We start from the raw sequence: 17,678 nt of genomic DNA, 5'->3' as shown, positions 1-17,678 counted from the left end.
TGCAAAGAAGATGACATTGTTTCAATCTGCAGAATTGCTTATGATACATTTGAAAGCGTATTTATTATGATTTTAAATGAAGTTGAATGAGAAAGAAAGAGGAATTTGTATGAAAAAGATAACGAATTTATTGAACGAAAAATATGATAATCATATTTTTCCGTTTTTATGGATGCATGGAGAAGAGAAGGAGACGATTCAAACTTACATCAATAAAATTTACGAAGCCGGCATCCGATCTGTCTGCATCGAATCACGACCCCATGAAGAATTTTTGAAAGCGCAATGGTGGGACGAGTTGGCGATCATCATTGAAGAGTGTGAAAAAAGACAAATGACACTTTGGATTTTGGATGACAAGCACTTTCCAACAGGCTACGCCGCAGGAGAAATTGAGAAGAATCATCGACATTTGCAGAAAGAATTTTTGAATTTTCGACAATTTGATTTTGTAGGCCCAAAAAAGAATGCTGGAATTATGTTGGATTGGTGTTTCAATGCAGAGCGACCGAATATTTTGAATTCCGAAGGGGAAACGGTTAACGAGAGTGGCAAATCATTTTTTTCTGCTGAAATCATCAGCGCCGTTGCGGTCAAAAAAACTGGATTTAAGCAGATCAGCGAGGAGGAGTGGATCGACCTTACAGACTCAATGATTGATGAGACATTGTATTGGTCTATTCCTGAAGGAGAGTGGAGTATCTTTGTCTTTTACACGACACAAGAAGGAGGGGAAGCTTCGACACAAGGGTACTTGAATCCTTTGGTACCAGAAGCAACGGATGTTTTGCTGGAAACGGTTTATCAAAGTCATTATCAACACTTTGGAGAGAAATTTGGCACAACGATCCAAGGATTTTTCTCAGATGAACCGCGGTTTGGGAATATCAAGGGTCCTGATGCAGTCCTTGGAAAAGTAGATATGCCATTGCCGTGGCGGTATGATTTGTTGACTTTGTTAGCAAACCAGCTAGCCATATCTGAAACTGAGCTGCGAGGGCTGTTGCCGGCTCTCTATCGTGGTGAATCAAAACAGACGGTTAAGATTCGTTACAATTATATGTCGTTGGTTTCTGAGCTATATAGTCAACACTTTTCTCAGCGGATCGGACGCTGGTGTCGGGAACATAAGGTCGACTATATCGGACATGTGATTGAGGATAACAATGCCCATGCACGTTTAGGCTATGGGGCAGGTCACTTCTTTCAATCGATGAAAGGACAATCGATGGCAGGGATCGATGTCGTTTTGCATCAATTGATGCCGCAACAAAATGACGGATACTTTGAAGCCATGACATCTACTGGCTGGGATGGCGAATTTTTCCATTACGCATTAGGGAAAATGGGGGCATCTTTAGGAAACTTAGACCCTGTGAAACAAGGTCGAACGATGTGCGAAGTATTCGGTGCATATGGTTGGTCAGAAGGAACCAAACTGATGAAATGGCTAACCGATCACATGCTGGTGCGAGGGGTCAATCATTTTGTCCCTCATGCTTTTTCAATGAATGACTTTCCTGATGCCGATTGCCCGCCACACTTTTATGCGCAAGGCCATAATCCACAATTTGAGGGCTTCAAACAGCTGATGACGTATATGAATCGTTTGAGTTATCTATTTAGCGACGGGAAACATCAAGCGGATATTGCTGTGCTGTACCATGCTGAAGCGGAGTGGGCAGGCGCTTATATGCCGATTCAAAAAGTTGCTCGTGAACTGATGGAACATCAATACGAATTTGAAATCGTTTCGGTTGAGATGATGCTTGATGCGCAATTTACGGATCAAACGTTTGTCATCAATGAGTATGCCTTTCAAACACTAGTCATTCCATATACTGAGCGAATGTCTGGTCCATTGATCAAAAAGCTGACAGCTCTCGCAGAATCTGGAATTCAAATTATTTTTGTTGAGGAAATGGTGAAAGAAGCCCTTGAACAAACTCTGCTTACCCATGAACTGCGGCTTCTCGCTCGCCTTACGGAAGTAACACCGCTCACAGCACTCACTGATAACGTTGGCTTGAAGGTACGGGATCGTTTAGAAACATCAAAAGCTCTGCCGTATTTGCGCTACTATCATTATCAGCAGCAGACAGATGAAATATTCATGCTTTTCAATGAAAATGACAGTGAATCGCTGCAGTTTCAGGCTGTTTTTCCTGCTAAGAAGCCTTTAGTTCAATATGATCCAGTAGAAAATAAACTGAAACCTGTGTCATATAAAAATGGCAGCTATGAGATTCATTTAGCACCAGCAGAGAGTATGATTCTTTTTGAAGCTACCTCGGAACAACCATTGCGTATTGATAGAAGCAAACCAGTGAAAGAAGTTCATCTAAACGATCAGCCATGGCAAGTCACTTTCGAAGGAATCGGGAAAGAGCAAGCGGTAGTTGCCTGTCAAAAACAATATTCGTCATTGCCTTTACTGGGAGTCGGTGATGACTTCAGTCGGTTTAGCGGGAAAATCACTTATACCGTGGACTTCCCTAAAGCAGCAGGAGAGGTTTTATTAAGTATTGAAGATGCTTCAGAAGTTGTGACTGTTTCAGTGAACGGTCATTGTGTAGGCACAAGAATCAGTACACCGTATACATTTGAGTTGACGGACCTGCTTCAAGAAACGAATAATTCCATCCAGATTGAAGTGATCAATAATTTAGGTCGCAGTATGCGGGATTATCTTTCACAGTTTGTCCTGTTCGAGCCTTTGGGGATCACTGGCGAAATCAAACTTTTTATTGAGGAGGAGCAAAAATGAACAACCAGCAGTTGGCAACAGAGGTTTTAAAGGAAATTGGTGGAAAAGCCAATATCGAATCGGTGACCCATTGCGTCACACGTCTGCGTTTTGTATTACATGATACAGATACCCCAAGTAAGGAGACCATTGCTAGTCTTGACGGAGTGATTTCAGTCGTTGAACAGGGCGGACAGTACCAGATCGTTTTAGGAAATCGTGTAAACGATGTCTATGAAGCGGTCCTGCAACAAGTCGGCGAATTAATAGAAGACACTACCCATGAAAAAACAAAAAAATCTCTTTTTGATCAGTTTACCTCCACGATTTCAGGGGTTTTCACGCCAGCTTTAGGCGCTATGGCTGCGTCAGGAACGATCAAAGGGATCTTGACGATTTTATCAGTAGCAGGTATTTTGTCAGAAACTTCGGGAACCTATATCGTTTTGTATGCATTGTCTAATGCTTTCTTTTACTTCATGCCAATCTTATTAGGTGCTTCGGCGGCAAATTATTTTAAATTAAACAGCTATGTCGGAATGTTGATTGGGGCATCATTGATCTATCCTACTTTGCTGCCGTATGCGACAGAAGGTAGTTTGACCTTTTTGTCGATTCCCGTGAATATGATGGACTATACTTCTTCCGTTTTTCCGGCAATCATTGCTGTCTGGGTGGCAGCCAAAATCAATGGCTTCGTTCAGAATTGGCCGTTGAAAGATTTGCGATTCATGGTACAGCCTCTTATCGTGTTACTAGTTTCTGTCCCTCTTGCCTTGCTGGTCGTTGGTCCAATTATATCCAACTTATCAAGTCTACTGGCAACGCTTGTTAATAATGTTTATCACTTCAGTCCGGTTTTGGGCGGGCTGGTGATTGGGGGACCATGGATCTTGATGGTCATGTTCGGATTGCATTGGGCATTCATTCCAATTTTTCTTAACAACATGGCGATGCAAGGATTCGATCCTGTGATGGGTCTGCTCTTAGCGAACCAAATGGCAATGGCTGGAGCTGTCGTGGCGGTTGGTCTACGAACGAAAAACGATAAAACGAAAGCACTCGCATACTCAACAGGTCTGACAACCCTGATTGGTGTCAGTGAACCAGCATTGTACGGAGTATTACTTCCTTATAAACGTCCGTTGATCGCTGCTGTCATCGGTGGAAGTTTAGGTGGTGTTATTGCAGGATTTATGCAGACAGTGCAGTATTCTTTTGGTGGTTCAGGATTGTTGGGTATTCCTTTGATTATCAATCCAGCAGGAATCGATGGTGGATTTTATGGTGGGATTGCTTCGCAGGTAGTAGGGCTTGTTGCGGCATTTCTAATCACCTATTTTTGGGGAATTGTAGAACCTGAAAAAAGGAAAGCAGTCAATTCAAAAGAGCCAGTGAATACAAAAATCAATTTTCAAGAAGTCGTTCAAGGAGAAGTCGTTCCCTTAACAGAGGTTCCTGACAAAGTTTTTTCAGAAGGCTTGATGGGGCAAGGGAAAGCAATCAAACCACAATCAAACACCTTTTATGCCCCTTTTGATGGCGTGGTCACTGCTTTATTTCCAACAAAGCATGCGATCGGCTTGACCAGTGATCAAGGCGTTGAACTTTTGATCCATATCGGTGTTGACACAGTAGAGCTAGAGGGAAGGCACTTTACGACCCTTATTGAAGCAAATCAAGCAATCAAAAAGGGCCAGCCGCTGATAAAAGCCGATCTCGCAGCTATCCAAGCAGAGGGATATGCGACCATTACGCCAGTTGTGGTAACGAATGCGTCAGCATTTGAGAAGATCATGAATGAAAAAGAGTCACTTATTGTTGCCAACTAAAACCTTAGATTCAATGAAAAGAAACATGAAATCAGTGAATGATTTCATGTTTCTTTTTTACCGTCCATTCTCCGTTTGTCGATAATCACTAGGTGAAATGCCGACTTTTCTCTTGAATAAACGGCTGAAATAGGCGGTGTTTTCGATGCCGATCGCCAATGAGATCTCTTTGATGGAAAGACGAGAATAGCGCAAAAGGTCTTTCGAGTAAGAGATGCGTTTGCTGATCTGGTACTCGATGGGGGGCAAGCCCATGTATTTGGAAAACTCCTTGACGATTTGATACTTATTGATATGGTACCTTTCCTCCAAAGATTCCAAGGTGATCCCTTGACGGAAATCCTCTTCTAGCTGGTCACGAATCTGCAAAATATAAGGCGGGATCTCACTATCCGAAAAATCGAGATGATATTTTTGCAGGAGCAGTTCATTGAGTAGCTGATGGATCAAAACAGAGCTTTGGAAGGCAGTTTTCGCATTTGGTTCTGGCTGTAACATCAATAAATCTTGTAAGACCAAATGGATCGGATTTTGGCGGCTGCTGGCAGGATTTGTGTGAAAAACTGGACTGCCATTTTTGAGAAATTCATCATAAAACGCTGTGACGTTGGCGCCATATAGATGGATCCAGTCCATTTCCCAGGGCTCTTGACTAACGGTGCGGTAGTACTGATAGTCTAGGCAGTCGATAAAAAACACATCACCTGCTTTTAATTGATAGCTTTTTCCTTTGTAGCGCAATTCACCGCAACCGGACAATGTATATTTGATCAAATAAGAAGGCAGGTTCTCTCGTTCTGTAAAGTAAGGTTTGCTGGCTTTGAAATAGCCGATTTCTTGAATGTAATAGAAAAGTTCACGCTGCTTTTGGGTTGAAGTATTGATGTAACGCAGTGAATCGGTTGACCATGAGTGGTTGGCTTTTTCCCAGTAATCCATCGGATCCTCCTTTTTACCAAGATTGTGCAAGTCTTTATCAAAATTGTGTGATGAAACTCGTTGATTGTCAAGCTAAAATTGAGGCAACAAGAATGAATCAGTAAATTGTAATCGATTTATTTTTAACCAAGATAATGAAAGGTGGAGACCAGTGAACACATTTATCGCAATCGATATCGGCGCATCAAGCGGTCGTCTGATGTTGAGCCGTTGGGAAAATGAGCAGATCACTTTAGAAGAGATCCATCGCTTTAAAAACGGCTTTCGTCCCCTTGAAGGCTTTGACCGCTGGGCGATCGATTATTTGATCCAAGAGATTTTAGTAGGACTGCAAAAAGTGAAACAAGCCGGTATCAATGACTGCTTCGTCGGAATCGACACCTGGGCAGTGGACTACTGTTTGATCGATCAAGCAGGCGAACGTTTAGGCGACCCAGTCGCTTATCGAGATAGTCGCACCAATGATGCGATCGCGGCTTTTGGCCAGCGCTATTCTTTGCAAAAACTGTATGAGAAAACAGGCATTCAGCTGCAGCCCTTCAACACGATTTTTCAATTAGCTACAGAAGAAGCGCAACTGTTGCAAAAAGCCGACAAACTGCTGTTGATTCCAGATTATTTGGGCTACGTTTTTACCGGCAAGATGGTCACGGAAAAAACCAATGCCTCGACGATGCAGCTTCTAAATGCCAATACCCAAACATGGGATGTAGAATTATTAGCTGAGATTGGCGTAACAGAAGGACTGTTCCCACCATTGGTTGATGCTGGAACGGTTTTAGGCACACTGCAAACTCAGAAGTTTCCAGCCTATGATTTGCCACAAGCGACCTTTGTCACTGTCGCTAGTCATGATACGGCGTCGGCGATCATCGGTACACCCGGAGAAGGGTCAGAGTGGGGCTACATCAGCAGCGGGACATGGTCATTGCTGGGGATCGAAACCAAAGTACCCAACGTTTCCCTTGCCGCCTTCGATGAAAATTATACGAACGAATGGGGTGCCCACAACACGATTCGCTTTTTAAAAAATATCATGGGCATGTGGCTGATCCAAGAAGTGGCTCGGCAGCAAGATTATCAGTATTCCTATGCAGAATTGGCGGAATTGGCGCAAGCAACGCCTGCTTTTCAACAGTTTGTCGATGTCAATGATCCTCGTTTTTTGAATCCAGAAAATATGATTACTGAACTGCAAGCGTATTGTCGAGAAACCCAGCAGAAAGTTCCAGAAACCGCAGGGGAGCTGGCTCGCTGTGTGTATGATAACTTAGCGCTTTGTTATGCCAGCGAATTGCAAAAGCTGGAACAGCTGACAGGTACGACGAACAAGCTGCAAAAACTGCATATCGTGGGGGGCGGTTCCAACAATCGCTTTTTAAATCAACTGACGGCTGATGCTGCGCAGCTGACGATCGAAGCTGGCCCAAGTGAAGCAACGGCGATCGGCAATCTTTTAATGCAGATGATGAGTGCTAGCATCTTCACGTCGCTGGTTGAAGCACGCCGCGCGGTCAAACACTCATTTCCTTGCAGTGTTCATGAACCACAGCCTTTTGATCACAAGATTTTAAGCGACTATCAACGTTTTATAGAAGGAGAAGGAAAAAATGACAACGATTCAACAGCGTTATGAAGAAGCTAAGACAGCATATGCCAAATTGGGCGTCGACACGGATACGGTTTTGAAAAAATTAGCCAATGTGAAAATCTCGATGCATGTTTGGCAAGGGGACGATGTCCAAGGATTTTTGAGTGATGAAGCATTATCTGGTGGGATCTCTGTAACGGGGAATTATCCTGGTGCTGCCCATACCCCAGAGGAGTTGCGCCAAGATTTAGAAAAAGCCTACTCTTTGATTCCTGGAAAACACAAATTGAACCTTCACGCTATCTATTTAGACACCGAGGAAGCAGTGGATCTAAATGAATTGGAGCCGAAGCATTTTGAAAAATGGGTCGCTTGGGCGAAAGAACAAGGCTTAGGTTTAGACTTCAATCCAACCTTTTTCTCACATCCCATGTTCAAAGATGGCTTTACCCTTGCTTCACCAGATGAAGAAGTTCGTCAGTTTTGGATCGAACACGGCAAACGTTCGCGTCAAATCGCTGCCTATATGGGGAAAGAAACTGGGCAAGTCTGTGTCAATAATTTCTGGGTGCCAGATGGCTACAAAGACAACCCGATCGATCGTTTTACACCACGGGAACGCTTGATGACAGCATTAGATGAGATTTTTGCTGAAGAATTGCCAGCGGAATACACAGTGGATGCCGTGGAAAGCAAGCTGTTTGGTCTTGGTGCCGAAGCCTACACCGTCGGCTCTCATGAATTTTATATGGGCTATGGCTTGACGCGCGATAAATTGATTTGTTTGGATGCTGGACATTTCCATCCAACCGAAGTGATCTCCAATAAATTGTCTTCATTGGCACTATTCAGCAAAGGCATTTTGCTGCATGTCAGCCGTCCTGTACGCTGGGATAGTGATCATGTCGTGATCATGGACGATGAATTGCAAGAGATTGGCCGCGAATTGGTTCGCAATGACTTATTGCCAAAAACCAACATTGGGTTAGATTTCTTTGATGCAACGATCAATCGGGTCGCTGCGTGGGTGATCGGGACGCGCAATACTCAAAAAGCGTTGCTAAAAGCGATGCTAGAACCGATCGAAGAACTAAAAGCAATCGAATTGTCAGGTGATTTCACCACTCGTTTAGCCATGACGGAAGAATTAAAAGACTATCCGTATGCAGATGTTTGGAATTACTTCTGTGAAAGCCAAGGGGTACCAGCAGGTCTGGATTGGCTATCAGAAGTGAAAGCCTATGAAGAAACCGTCTTAAAAGCCAGAAAGTAGGAGAACGATGAAAAAAATTGATATTTTACAAGCGAATTTTGTACAAGAAATGATGGAAACGACAGCAAATCTTTACCGTTTAGGGTGGGATGAGCGCAACGGTGGCAATATTTCTTACTTATTAACAGAAGAAGAGATCTTGCCTTTCATCGATCCGCAAAGCGTCTTGCGGGAAATTCCCATGATTTTTGATGCTACGGCACTAGCCGGCAAGTACTTTATTGTGACAGGTTCAGGAAAATACTTTAAAAATGTAGCCGCACATCCAGCGGAAAACCTTGGTGTGATTCGGGTCAAAGAAGATGGGCAAACATTGGAATTGCTTTGGGGCTTGGAAAATGGTGCGGTGCCAACGAGTGAATTGCCAAGTCATTTCATGAGTCATATCGCTCGCTTGTCGGTCGATCCAGAAAACCGAATCATCATGCATAACCACGCATCGCATCTTTTGGCCATGAGTTTTACCCATGAGTTGGATGAACGCAGTTTCACGAGGACCCTGTGGCAGATGTGTACGGAGTGCTTGGTGGTCTTCCCAGAAGGTGTTTCCATCATTCCTTGGATGGTTCCAGGAACGAACGAGATCGGCGAAGCAACAGCTGCTAAAATGAAAGAAACCCGTTTGGTACTTTGGCCGCAACATGGCATCTACGGTGCTGGCAAAGATATGGATGAAGTCTTTGGCTTGATTGAAACGGCAGAGAAAGCTGCGGAAGTGTACACATATGTTAAAGCGCAAGGCCCAATCTTACAAACCATTACAGATGAAAATCTGAAAAAATTGGCTGACGCTTTCAAAGTCACTCCCCGAGCAGGCTATCTTGAGGTATAAGTAATGGTAGAAGAATAGAAAAGGCTCTCAGTCTTTTCTATTTAAACTATATTGTGAATAAACAAACAAATGGAGGTAGGAAGAATGGCAAATAGAATGATTTTGAATGAAACATCGTATTTTGGAAAAGGAGCGATCGAGAACGTACCGACCGAATTCAAAGCACGAGGGTTCAAAAAAGCGGCTGTGATCACCGACAAAGATTTGGTGGAATTTGAAGTAGCAACCAAAGTGACGAAATTATTGGATGAAGCAGGTGTCGACTATGCGTTATATGATGGGATCGTGCCCAACCCAACGATCCAAAATGTCAAAGACGGCTTAGCCTTTGTCAAAGAAGCCCAAGCCGATTGTATCATTGCGATTGGCGGTGGTTCACCGATCGATACGGCAAAAGCGATCGCAATCATTGCTACGAATCCTGAATTTTCAGATGTGATTAGTTTGGAAGGCGTGGCAGACACGAAACATCCATGCTTGCCGATTTTAGCGGTACCGACAACTTCTGGGACTGCAGCCGAAGTAACGATTAACTATGTGATTACAGATGAAGAAAATCATCGGAAATTTGTTTGTGTAGATCCTCACGATATTCCTCTAGTAGCCTTTGTGGACAGCGATATGATGATGGGGATGCCGAAGAGCCTGGCAGCTGCAACGGGGATGGATGCCATGACCCACGCCATCGAAGGCTTCATCACCAAAGGCGCTTGGGAAATGACTGACATGCTGCACATCAAAGCAATCGAGATCATCGGGCGCTCATTGAGAGATTCCGTGAATGGCGATCAAGCAGGACGAGAAGCGATGGCACTAGGGCAATACATTGCCGGTATGGGCTTTTCAAACGTCGGCTTGGGCTTAGTCCACGGCATGGCACATCCATTGTCCGCTTGGTACAACATTCCTCACGGAGTAGCGTGCGCGTCTTTGTTGCCAACCATCATGAAATACAACAAAGACTTTACGGGTGAAAAATACCGTGAGATCGCGATCGTTTTAGGCATTGAAGGGGCAGAAACGATGTCACTTGAAGACGTCCGAGATGCTGCTTGCCAAGCAATCGATCAGTTAAGCAAAGATGTGGGCATTCCAACGACCATTTCTGAATTAGGCGTCAAAGAAGAAGATATCCCAGCCATCGCCAAAGATGCCTTGAACGATGTCTGCACACCAGGCAACCCGCGGGAAACGACTTTAGAAGAGATTATTGAGCTTTATCGTTCGTTGATGTAAAAGCTCAAATCGTTCCTTTCAATGAGCGTGCTTATTTCGCTTGCTGTATAGGCGCTCAAACCTGGATTGCTCCTTAACGAAGGTTGAATGGTTTCGATAAACGGCGTTTTCCTTCTCGTTTCATGGGAACTAGCAGCTTTTCTTATTCCAACAGTTGAATAATGAACATTGATGATAACACTGACTTTGTTACAGCCATTTTGAAAAATGGCTGTTTTTTTTGTCCTTAACGTTGTATTGTAATTCTTATTATTGATCATCTTTGTCCCATGAAGGGGACAAAGAATGATAGAACGCTTACATTTCCTAGTGCTATGATAAGTGTGTAGAAAGGAGAACGGTTACATGACTGTTATGGAACAACGAAAGAGAAAAATCATCCATATTCTTTCCAATACGAGAGAATTTGTCACGGCCGATGAACTATCCGCAGCGCTTCGACTTTCTACAAAGTCGATTTATCGCATCGTAAAAGCAATCAATGAGGATGCCGCGATTGACTATGTGATTCTCTCAGAAAAAGGGAAAGGCTACCGCTTAAGTTTCCATCATCAAGAAAAGTCCCAGAGTCAGAAAGCGGAAATGCCGAATGCGCTGACACCAGTGGAACGCCGGAACAAGGTGATGGAGGAGCTATTGCTTATTTCCCCAAAAAGAAAGAATATTTTTTCCCTGTATCAGCCTTTTTATGTGAGTGAAACGGTTATCAACAGTGATGAGAAATTAATTTCTGAAGCTTTGCAGCGTTTTGAGCTGACGGTTTCCCGCAAAAATAAAATGATCGGGGTGAACGGTGCAGAAAAAAATATCCGTCGTGCATTGCAGGAGTATATCCAACAAACCCGCAATATCCGCTTGGATGATCTGCATGTGACGAATGAGGCGTTCAACCGCTATGATGCGGAGTTTGTTTTGCGACAGCTGAATTTGATTGAAAATCACCTAGGCTTAGTAATTCCTCATCCATACAACATCAATCTTTTTTCTCACCTGTATATCTTATTGCGGCGGTTTCGCAAAGTAGGGAATTCGTTTAACGAGGATATTTTAGATGAGAAAGAGAAACAGCAAATGCAAGAAAACCCAGAATTAGCCACCATCGCCAAAGAGATCATTGGCAATAGCGAACAGTACTTGCATACGAAATTACCGGAAAACGAAAGCTATTATATGTATCAATACCTCGTCTCCTCACGGATGCAAAAGGCCACGGATGAATTAGAGGATCTGTCAGAACAAGTAAAACTAATTTCTAATGCATTTATAGAAAAAATGAGCACTCAGCTGCAGCGGTCATTTGAAGACGAGGAGTTATTCGGTAAATTGGCTCGCCATATCAAACCAATGATCAATCGGTTGCGACATGGGATCGAAGTCAAAAACAATCTTTTGGAGCAAATCAAATTAGAATACACAGATTTGTTTTTTGCTACCGAAGAGACTGCAAGAGAAATCTGTCAAGTGTATGATTTGCCAGTGCTCACAGAAGATGAAATCGGCTTTGTCACCCTTTACTTTGCTCAAGCGATCGAAGAACATCCCCAACAACTCAAGGTCATGATCGTCTGTACTACGGGAATCGGGACCTCCGAATTATTAAAAGTAAAAGTGCATAAGAAGTTTCGTGAGTTGGCAATCACGGCTGTCCTACCTTCTCGTGATGTGGAATCGGCTTTAAAGCAGCACCCGGATACGGAGATGATCATCTCAACCGTTCAATTAACGATCGATAGTCCGATTCCGGTCGTGATCGTGAGTGCCATGCTGACGATGGAAGACCAAAAACGCCTTGAAGCGATGATTGGGAGGGTGAGAAATGACTAAATTCCCTTTGTCCCTTACTTTAGTTTCAACAGAAGCTGGAGAGACGAAAGTCGATGTTTTAAGGAAGATTGCAGCAGTTAGCCAAACAATCGGGCTGACGGAGAGCAAAACCTTGCTATTTGAAGCTCTGCAAGCCCGAGAAGCGAGCGGCAATACGATGATTGCTGAAGATTTTGCGCTACCGCACATTGAAAGTGCTGTGGTGAAAAAAAGCGGAATCGTCCTCGTCAGAGGTGAAGAAGTCCTTTGGCAGGGAACGCTGCAAGCAAAAACGATTTTTGCGATCCTGATGAAGACTAACGAAACAACCGCGGTGAAACAAGCAGTCATCCGTTTAATGAAATGTTTCGCCTATGAAGAAAATCTGCACTTCATTGCAGAAAAATCAAAAGAAGAAATCGAAGCCTTCCTTCTCAACCAACGTGGCTGATAGGAATGAATGGTCAATTCAGTAAGGTAAAAGGTAATCAACTAGAGGAGGAAAACGAATGGATATTTCAACAGTGATTGATCCAAAAATAATCAAAACCAACATGGAGGCAGCTTCTAAAGAAGAAGCCCTGCAGCAATTGAGTCAGCTTTTATATACCAATGAGTACTTGACGGATCAGGCAGCATTTTTAAAAGATGTCTATGAGCGGGAAGCAGTCGGTCAAACAGGGATTGGCAATTACATTGCCATTCCCCATGGAAAAAGTGCTCATGTGAAGGAGATCGGCGTAGCAATCGGGGTTTTAAAAGAAGAGATCCCTTGGGAAACGTTGGATGGCAAGGGAGTGAAAGGAATTATCTTATTTGCCGTCGGTGATGACACGGAAGGGGCGCAAAAGCATTTGAAACTACTCTCTTTGTTCGCTCGGAAATTAGGAAATGACGAGGTGACGGCTGCCTTGTTGAAAGCAAAAGAGCCGCAGCAAGTGATTGAAGCATTTCAAGGATAACAGAAAATTTAAGGAGGAATTATTATGAAAATTGTCGGAGTATGTGCATGTACAGTAGGGATCGCTCACACTTATATTGCGCAAGAAAAGTTAGAAAATGCGGCTAAAAAGGCAGGTTACGAGATCCATGTGGAAACACAAGGAACGATCGGCCGTGAAAATGAATTGTCACCTGAAGCGATTGCGGCTGCAGATGTCGTGATTTTAGCAGTTGACGTCAAAGTAGCAGGACGTGAACGATTTGAAGGGAAACGGATCATTCAAGTGCCGACCGAAGTTGCCATCAAGTCCCCAAGCAAATTGTTGGAAAAAGCCAAAGAGGTCGTCCAACAGCAGGCGGTCTAAGCAAACCGAAGGAGGAAGGAAACTATGGAAAAAATCAAAGCATTGAATTTAAAAGGACATTTATTGACAGCCATCTCCTATTTGATTCCGATCGTCTGCGGTGCCGGATTCTTGATTGCCATTGGCATGGCTTTCGGCGGCACCAGTCAGGGACAACTGGTGCCAGGTGAATTTACGATTTGGGATGCTTTAGCTACGATGGGAGGTGCAGGACTCGGGTTGCTTCCGGTGGTCATTGCGACAGGAATTTCTTATGCGATTGCCGAAAAACCGGGGATCGCGCCAGGGTTTATTATTGGTTTGACAGCCAATGCCATTGGTGCAGGTTTTATTGGGGGAATCTTGGGCGGCTACTTAGCTGGATATCTAGTAATTGCTATTTTACGATATATTAAAGTACCAAATTGGGCGAAAGGCTTGATGCCGACATTGATCATTCCCTTTTTGACCTCTTTGATCGGTGGTCTGATCATGGTCTATATTATCGGTACACCGATCACTGCCTTTACGAACTTACTAACGAACGCATTAAATAGCTTAGGCTCCTCTTCATTATTGGTTTTTGGTGCGGTCATCGGCTTGTTGAGTGGCGTTGATTATGGCGGACCAATCAATAAAACGGTCTTTGCTTTTGTTCTGACGATGCAAGCAGAAGGGATCAATGGACCGATCACTGCGTTGCAATTAGTCAATACTGCAACACCAATCGGTTTTGGTTTAGCATTCTTTATTGCAAAATTGTTCGGCAAAAACATCTATACGCCTGTAGAAGTGGAAACGTTAAAATCTGCCGTACCAATGGGTGTGATCAATATCGTTGAAGGGGTGATCCCAATCGTTATGAACGATATCGTCCGAGGGCTGATCGCAACAGCTATCGGTGGCGCTGCTGGAGGTGCTGTTTCAATGGTCTTAGGGGCAGATGCAACGGTACCGTTTGGTGGTGTGCTGATGCTGCCGACTATGACTCGTCCATGGGCTGGGGCAGTAGCTTTGTTGGTAAATATAGTAGTGACTGGGATCACCTTGGCTTTGATCAAGAAAAATGTCACTGAAGAACAAGTAGCCGCGCAAGCAGAAGTGGAAGAAGAAGAAATCGATTTAGATGATATTCAAATTTTCTAAGAAAAGCGATTCAATTGAAAGAAGAATCGTTCCTCTCAGTACAAGACTGATCGAGGAGAAAGGATAAGTCTATGAACAAAGTTGAATTTTCACCGTCACTGATGACGATGGATCTAGATAAATTTAAAGAGCAAATCACTTTTTTGAATGACCAAGTGGACTCCTATCATATTGATATTATGGATGGTCATTACGTACCCAATATTTCCCTATCCCCATGGTTTATTCAAGAGGTCCGCAAAATCAGTACTTTGCCTTTGTCCGCTCATTTGATGGTCACTGAACCTGCCTTTTGGGTGCAGCAGCTGATCGATATCAACTGTGAATGGATTTGCATGCACGCTGAAGTTTTGGATGGGTTAGCATTTCGTCTGATCGATCAAATCCATGATGCCGGATTAAAAGCCGGGATCGTCTTAAATCCTGAAACGCCAGTATCGGTCATTTTGCCTTATATCGATCGTTTGGATAAAGTCACGATCATGACGGTTGATCCAGGGTTTGCTGGCCAACGCTTTATTGAAGGGGCGTTAGATAAAATTGTTGAACTGCGGGAATTACGGGAAGAATACGACTATCACTATGTCATTGAAATGGATGGTTCCTCCAATCGGAAATCCTTCAAACGGATCGATGAAGCCAATCCAGACATCTATATTGTCGGACGCAGTGGATTGTTTGGTTTAGATGATGACATTGCCAAAGCATGGTCGATCATGGTCGCAGATTATCAAGAAATGACTGGAAAAGTTTTGAGTAGCTAAGCAAAGCCGAAAGCAAAATAACCGGACGACTCAAGTTGCGGACTGTTAAAAAGAGGAGCATTAGATGCCTCCTAGCCTGTAAACTTTGGGTGTCTGGTTCTTTTCTATTGTGAAAAGGCAGTGAATAGAAACATGCTGGCTGAAGAAAGTGAAGGAGGCAATTTAATTGAAAAAATTATTTGATAAAATCGATCAATTAGGAGTGAACACCCTTCGTACATTAAGTATCGAAGCCGTACAAAAAGCCAATTCAGGACATCCAGGATTACCGATGGGGGCAGCACCCACGGCCTATGCCTTGTGGACCAAACACTTGAAAGTCAATCCAACGACTTCTCGCAACTGGGTGGATCGTGACCGCTTTGTTTTGTCTGCTGGACATGGTTCGGCTCTATTGTACAGCTTGTTGCACGTGTCTGGTTACGATGTGACCATTGAGGATCTAAAAAACTTCCGTCAATGGGATAGCCGCACGCCAGGACATCCAGAAGTCGATCACACAGACGGCGTGGAAGCAACCACTGGACCTTTAGGACAAGGGATCGCTATGGCAGTCGGTATGGCGATGGCCGAAGCCCACTTGGCTGCAACCTACAATCGCGACAAGTATCAAGTCATCGATCACTATACCTACGCTTTATGTGGCGATGGGGATTTGATGGAAGGTGTTTCGCAAGAAGCTGCATCCATGGCGGGTCACATGAAATTAGACAAACTGATCGTCTTGTACGATTCAAATGACATCTCCCTAGATGGCCCAACTTCAAAAGCCTTTACAGAAAATGTCGGTGCGCGTTTTGAAGCGTATGGCTGGCAACACATTCTCGTTGAAGACGGCAATGATTTAGAAGCGATCTCAAAAGCGATCGACGAAGCAAAAGCTGAAAGCGACAAACCAACCTTGATCGAAATCAAGACTGTGATCGGATACGGTGCGCCAAATCAAGGCACCTCTGCCGTTCATGGTGCGCCGATCGGTGCCGAAGGCATTTCTGCAGCTAAAGCGATTTATGGTTGGGAATACCCAGAATTTACTGTACCTGAAGAAGTTGCCGCGCGCTTCAAAGAAACCATGGTCGATGAAGGACAAAAAGCTGAAGCAGCTTGGAACGAAACTTTCCATGCTTATGAAGCAGCCTACCCAGAACTTGCGGCGCAATTCAAACAAGCCTTTGCGGGTGAATTGCCAGCAGATTGGGATGCAACATTACCAAGCTACGAAGTTGGCAGCTCACAAGTTAGTCGGGTTTCCAGCAAAGAGATGATCCAAGCCTTATCCCAAGCCGTCCCTAGTCTCTGGGGTGGATCGGCTGACCTTTCTGGTTCCAACAACACGATGGTGGCAGCAGAAAAAGACTTTGAACCTGGCCAATACGAAGGCCGCAACATTTGGTTTGGTGTCCGAGAATTTGCGATGGCGGCAGCGATGAACGGAATCCAATTGCATGGCGGTACGCGAATCTATGGCGGAACCTTCTTCGTCTTCGTTGATTACTTGCGTCCAGCGGTGCGCTTGTCTGCGATCCAGCATGCACCTGTGATCTATGTCTTGACGCATGACTCCGTGGCGGTGGGAGAAGATGGACCGACGCATGAGCCAATCGAGCAATTAGCCAGCGTCCGGTGCATGCCAAATGTCCAAGTGATTCGTCCAGCAGACGGCAATGAAACCCGTGCTGCCTGGAAATTGGCCATGACGACAACGGATAAACCAACGGTCTTAGTCTTAAGCCGACAAAATCTACCAGTGATCGAAGGCACGCAAACCGGTGCGGATGAAAATGTCGCAAAAGGTGGCTACGTGATTTCAAAACAAGCTGGTGAAACACCAGCGGGGATTTTGATCGCCACAGGTTCTGAAGTGAATCTTGCGGTCCAAGCACAAGCTAAATTGGCAGAAGAAGGCATCGATGTATCGGTGGTCTCCTTACCAAGCTTTGATTTGTTTGAAGCACAAAGTTCAGAATACAAAGAAAGCGTCTTGCCAAAAGCAGTGAAGAAACGGGTAGCGATCGAAGCGGCTTCCCCATTTGGTTGGGAACGTTACACCGGTTTCCATGGAAAAGTGATCGCGATCGATCACTTCGGTGCATCAGCACCTGGCGACAAAGTCTTAGCGGAATTCGGCTTCAGTGTTGAGAATGTCGTGAATACCTTCAACTCACTATAATCAAAAAACAGGCGATCTTTAGAGGGAACATTCCTTTGAAGATCGCCTGTTTTTGTTTAC

14 protein-coding genes are annotated in these 17,678 nt (G+C 44.2%); 13 read left to right on the top strand and 1 reads right to left on the bottom strand.

Going from position 1 to position 17,678, the window contains the following annotated elements; translation table 11 throughout:
* Positions 1 to 109: 109 nt before the first annotated feature.
* Both IGI92_RS12000 and IGI92_RS11995 read left to right on the top strand, forming a co-directional pair.
* Positions 110 to 2,767 (top strand): glycosyl hydrolase, encoded by a 2,658-nt coding sequence (locus IGI92_RS12000; RefSeq protein WP_223347110.1) that lies wholly within the window; start codon positions 110 to 112, stop codon positions 2,765 to 2,767.
* Entirely contained in the window at positions 2,764 to 4,578 is a 1,815-nt protein-coding gene (locus tag IGI92_RS11995) for a beta-glucoside-specific PTS transporter subunit IIABC (protein WP_301389215.1), read from the top strand. Before IGI92_RS12000 ends, IGI92_RS11995 begins: the two co-directional genes overlap by 4 nt.
* Before the next feature lie 57 nt (positions 4,579 to 4,635).
* Here IGI92_RS11995 and IGI92_RS11990 read toward each other — a convergent pair whose 3' ends face one another.
* Positions 4,636 to 5,517 (bottom strand): AraC family transcriptional regulator, encoded by an 882-nt coding sequence (locus IGI92_RS11990; RefSeq protein WP_301389216.1) that lies wholly within the window; start codon positions 5,515 to 5,517, stop codon positions 4,636 to 4,638.
* 151 nt (positions 5,518 to 5,668) lie between these two features.
* Here IGI92_RS11990 and rhaB point away from each other — a divergent pair, with 151 nt between their 5' ends.
* The 11 genes from rhaB to tkt all read left to right on the top strand — a co-directional run bounded on the left by rhaB (position 5,669) and on the right by tkt (position 17,618).
* Complete coding sequence (gene rhaB / locus IGI92_RS11985; RefSeq protein ID WP_061053120.1) at positions 5,669 to 7,153, top strand: rhamnulokinase; 1,485 nt, start codon at positions 5,669 to 5,671, stop codon at positions 7,151 to 7,153.
* A complete protein-coding gene (gene rhaA, locus IGI92_RS11980) occupies positions 7,128 to 8,381 on the top strand; it encodes an L-rhamnose isomerase (protein WP_061053119.1) in 1,254 nt (417 codons plus the stop codon). Before rhaB ends, rhaA begins: the two co-directional genes overlap by 26 nt.
* A 7-nt stretch (positions 8,382 to 8,388) precedes the next feature.
* Positions 8,389 to 9,213: a rhamnulose-1-phosphate aldolase gene (gene rhaD / locus IGI92_RS11975; RefSeq protein ID WP_005234418.1), complete on the top strand. Its 825-nt coding sequence runs from the start codon at positions 8,389 to 8,391 to the stop codon at positions 9,211 to 9,213.
* Positions 9,214 to 9,297: 84 nt separating this feature from the next.
* Positions 9,298 to 10,449, top strand: coding sequence for a lactaldehyde reductase (fucO, locus tag IGI92_RS11970; protein WP_430607167.1), 1,152 nt, complete (start codon positions 9,298 to 9,300; stop codon positions 10,447 to 10,449).
* A 345-nt stretch (positions 10,450 to 10,794) separates the two neighbouring features.
* Positions 10,795 to 12,273 carry a BglG family transcription antiterminator gene (locus IGI92_RS11965; RefSeq protein WP_275626553.1) on the top strand — a complete coding sequence of 493 codons (1,479 nt, stop codon included), beginning with the start codon at positions 10,795 to 10,797 and terminating at the stop codon, positions 12,271 to 12,273.
* Positions 12,266 to 12,703: a PTS sugar transporter subunit IIA gene (locus IGI92_RS11960; RefSeq protein WP_275626554.1), complete on the top strand. Its 438-nt coding sequence runs from the start codon at positions 12,266 to 12,268 to the stop codon at positions 12,701 to 12,703. Before IGI92_RS11965 ends, IGI92_RS11960 begins: the two co-directional genes overlap by 8 nt.
* Before the next feature lie 58 nt (positions 12,704 to 12,761).
* Positions 12,762 to 13,214, top strand: a complete 453-nt coding sequence (locus IGI92_RS11955) for a PTS sugar transporter subunit IIA (RefSeq protein WP_074536500.1) — start codon at positions 12,762 to 12,764, stop codon at positions 13,212 to 13,214.
* Positions 13,215 to 13,238: 24 nt separating this feature from the next.
* A complete protein-coding gene (locus IGI92_RS11950; protein ID WP_008380953.1) occupies positions 13,239 to 13,559 on the top strand; it encodes a PTS fructose transporter subunit IIB in 321 nt (106 codons plus the stop codon).
* 24 nt (positions 13,560 to 13,583) lie between these two features.
* Positions 13,584 to 14,684: a PTS fructose transporter subunit IIC gene (locus tag IGI92_RS11945; RefSeq protein ID WP_194193172.1), complete on the top strand. Its 1,101-nt coding sequence runs from the start codon at positions 13,584 to 13,586 to the stop codon at positions 14,682 to 14,684.
* Positions 14,685 to 14,755: 71 nt separating this feature from the next.
* Positions 14,756 to 15,448 carry a D-allulose 6-phosphate 3-epimerase gene (gene alsE / locus IGI92_RS11940; RefSeq protein ID WP_008380955.1) on the top strand — a complete coding sequence of 231 codons (693 nt, stop codon included), beginning with the start codon at positions 14,756 to 14,758 and terminating at the stop codon, positions 15,446 to 15,448.
* 166 nt (positions 15,449 to 15,614) lie between these two features.
* Positions 15,615 to 17,618 (top strand): transketolase, encoded by a 2,004-nt coding sequence (gene tkt, locus IGI92_RS11935; protein ID WP_430607163.1) that lies wholly within the window; start codon positions 15,615 to 15,617, stop codon positions 17,616 to 17,618.
* The last annotated feature ends 60 nt before the right edge of the window (positions 17,619 to 17,678 follow it).

The sequence above is a fragment of the Enterococcus sp. DIV2379 genome (assembly GCF_050542965.1).
In the GTDB taxonomy this organism is placed as follows: domain Bacteria; phylum Bacillota; class Bacilli; order Lactobacillales; family Enterococcaceae; genus Enterococcus_D; species Enterococcus_D entomosocium.
Note: the sequence above shows the minus strand (reverse complement) of the source record. Positions and strands in the feature narration are given on the sequence as shown.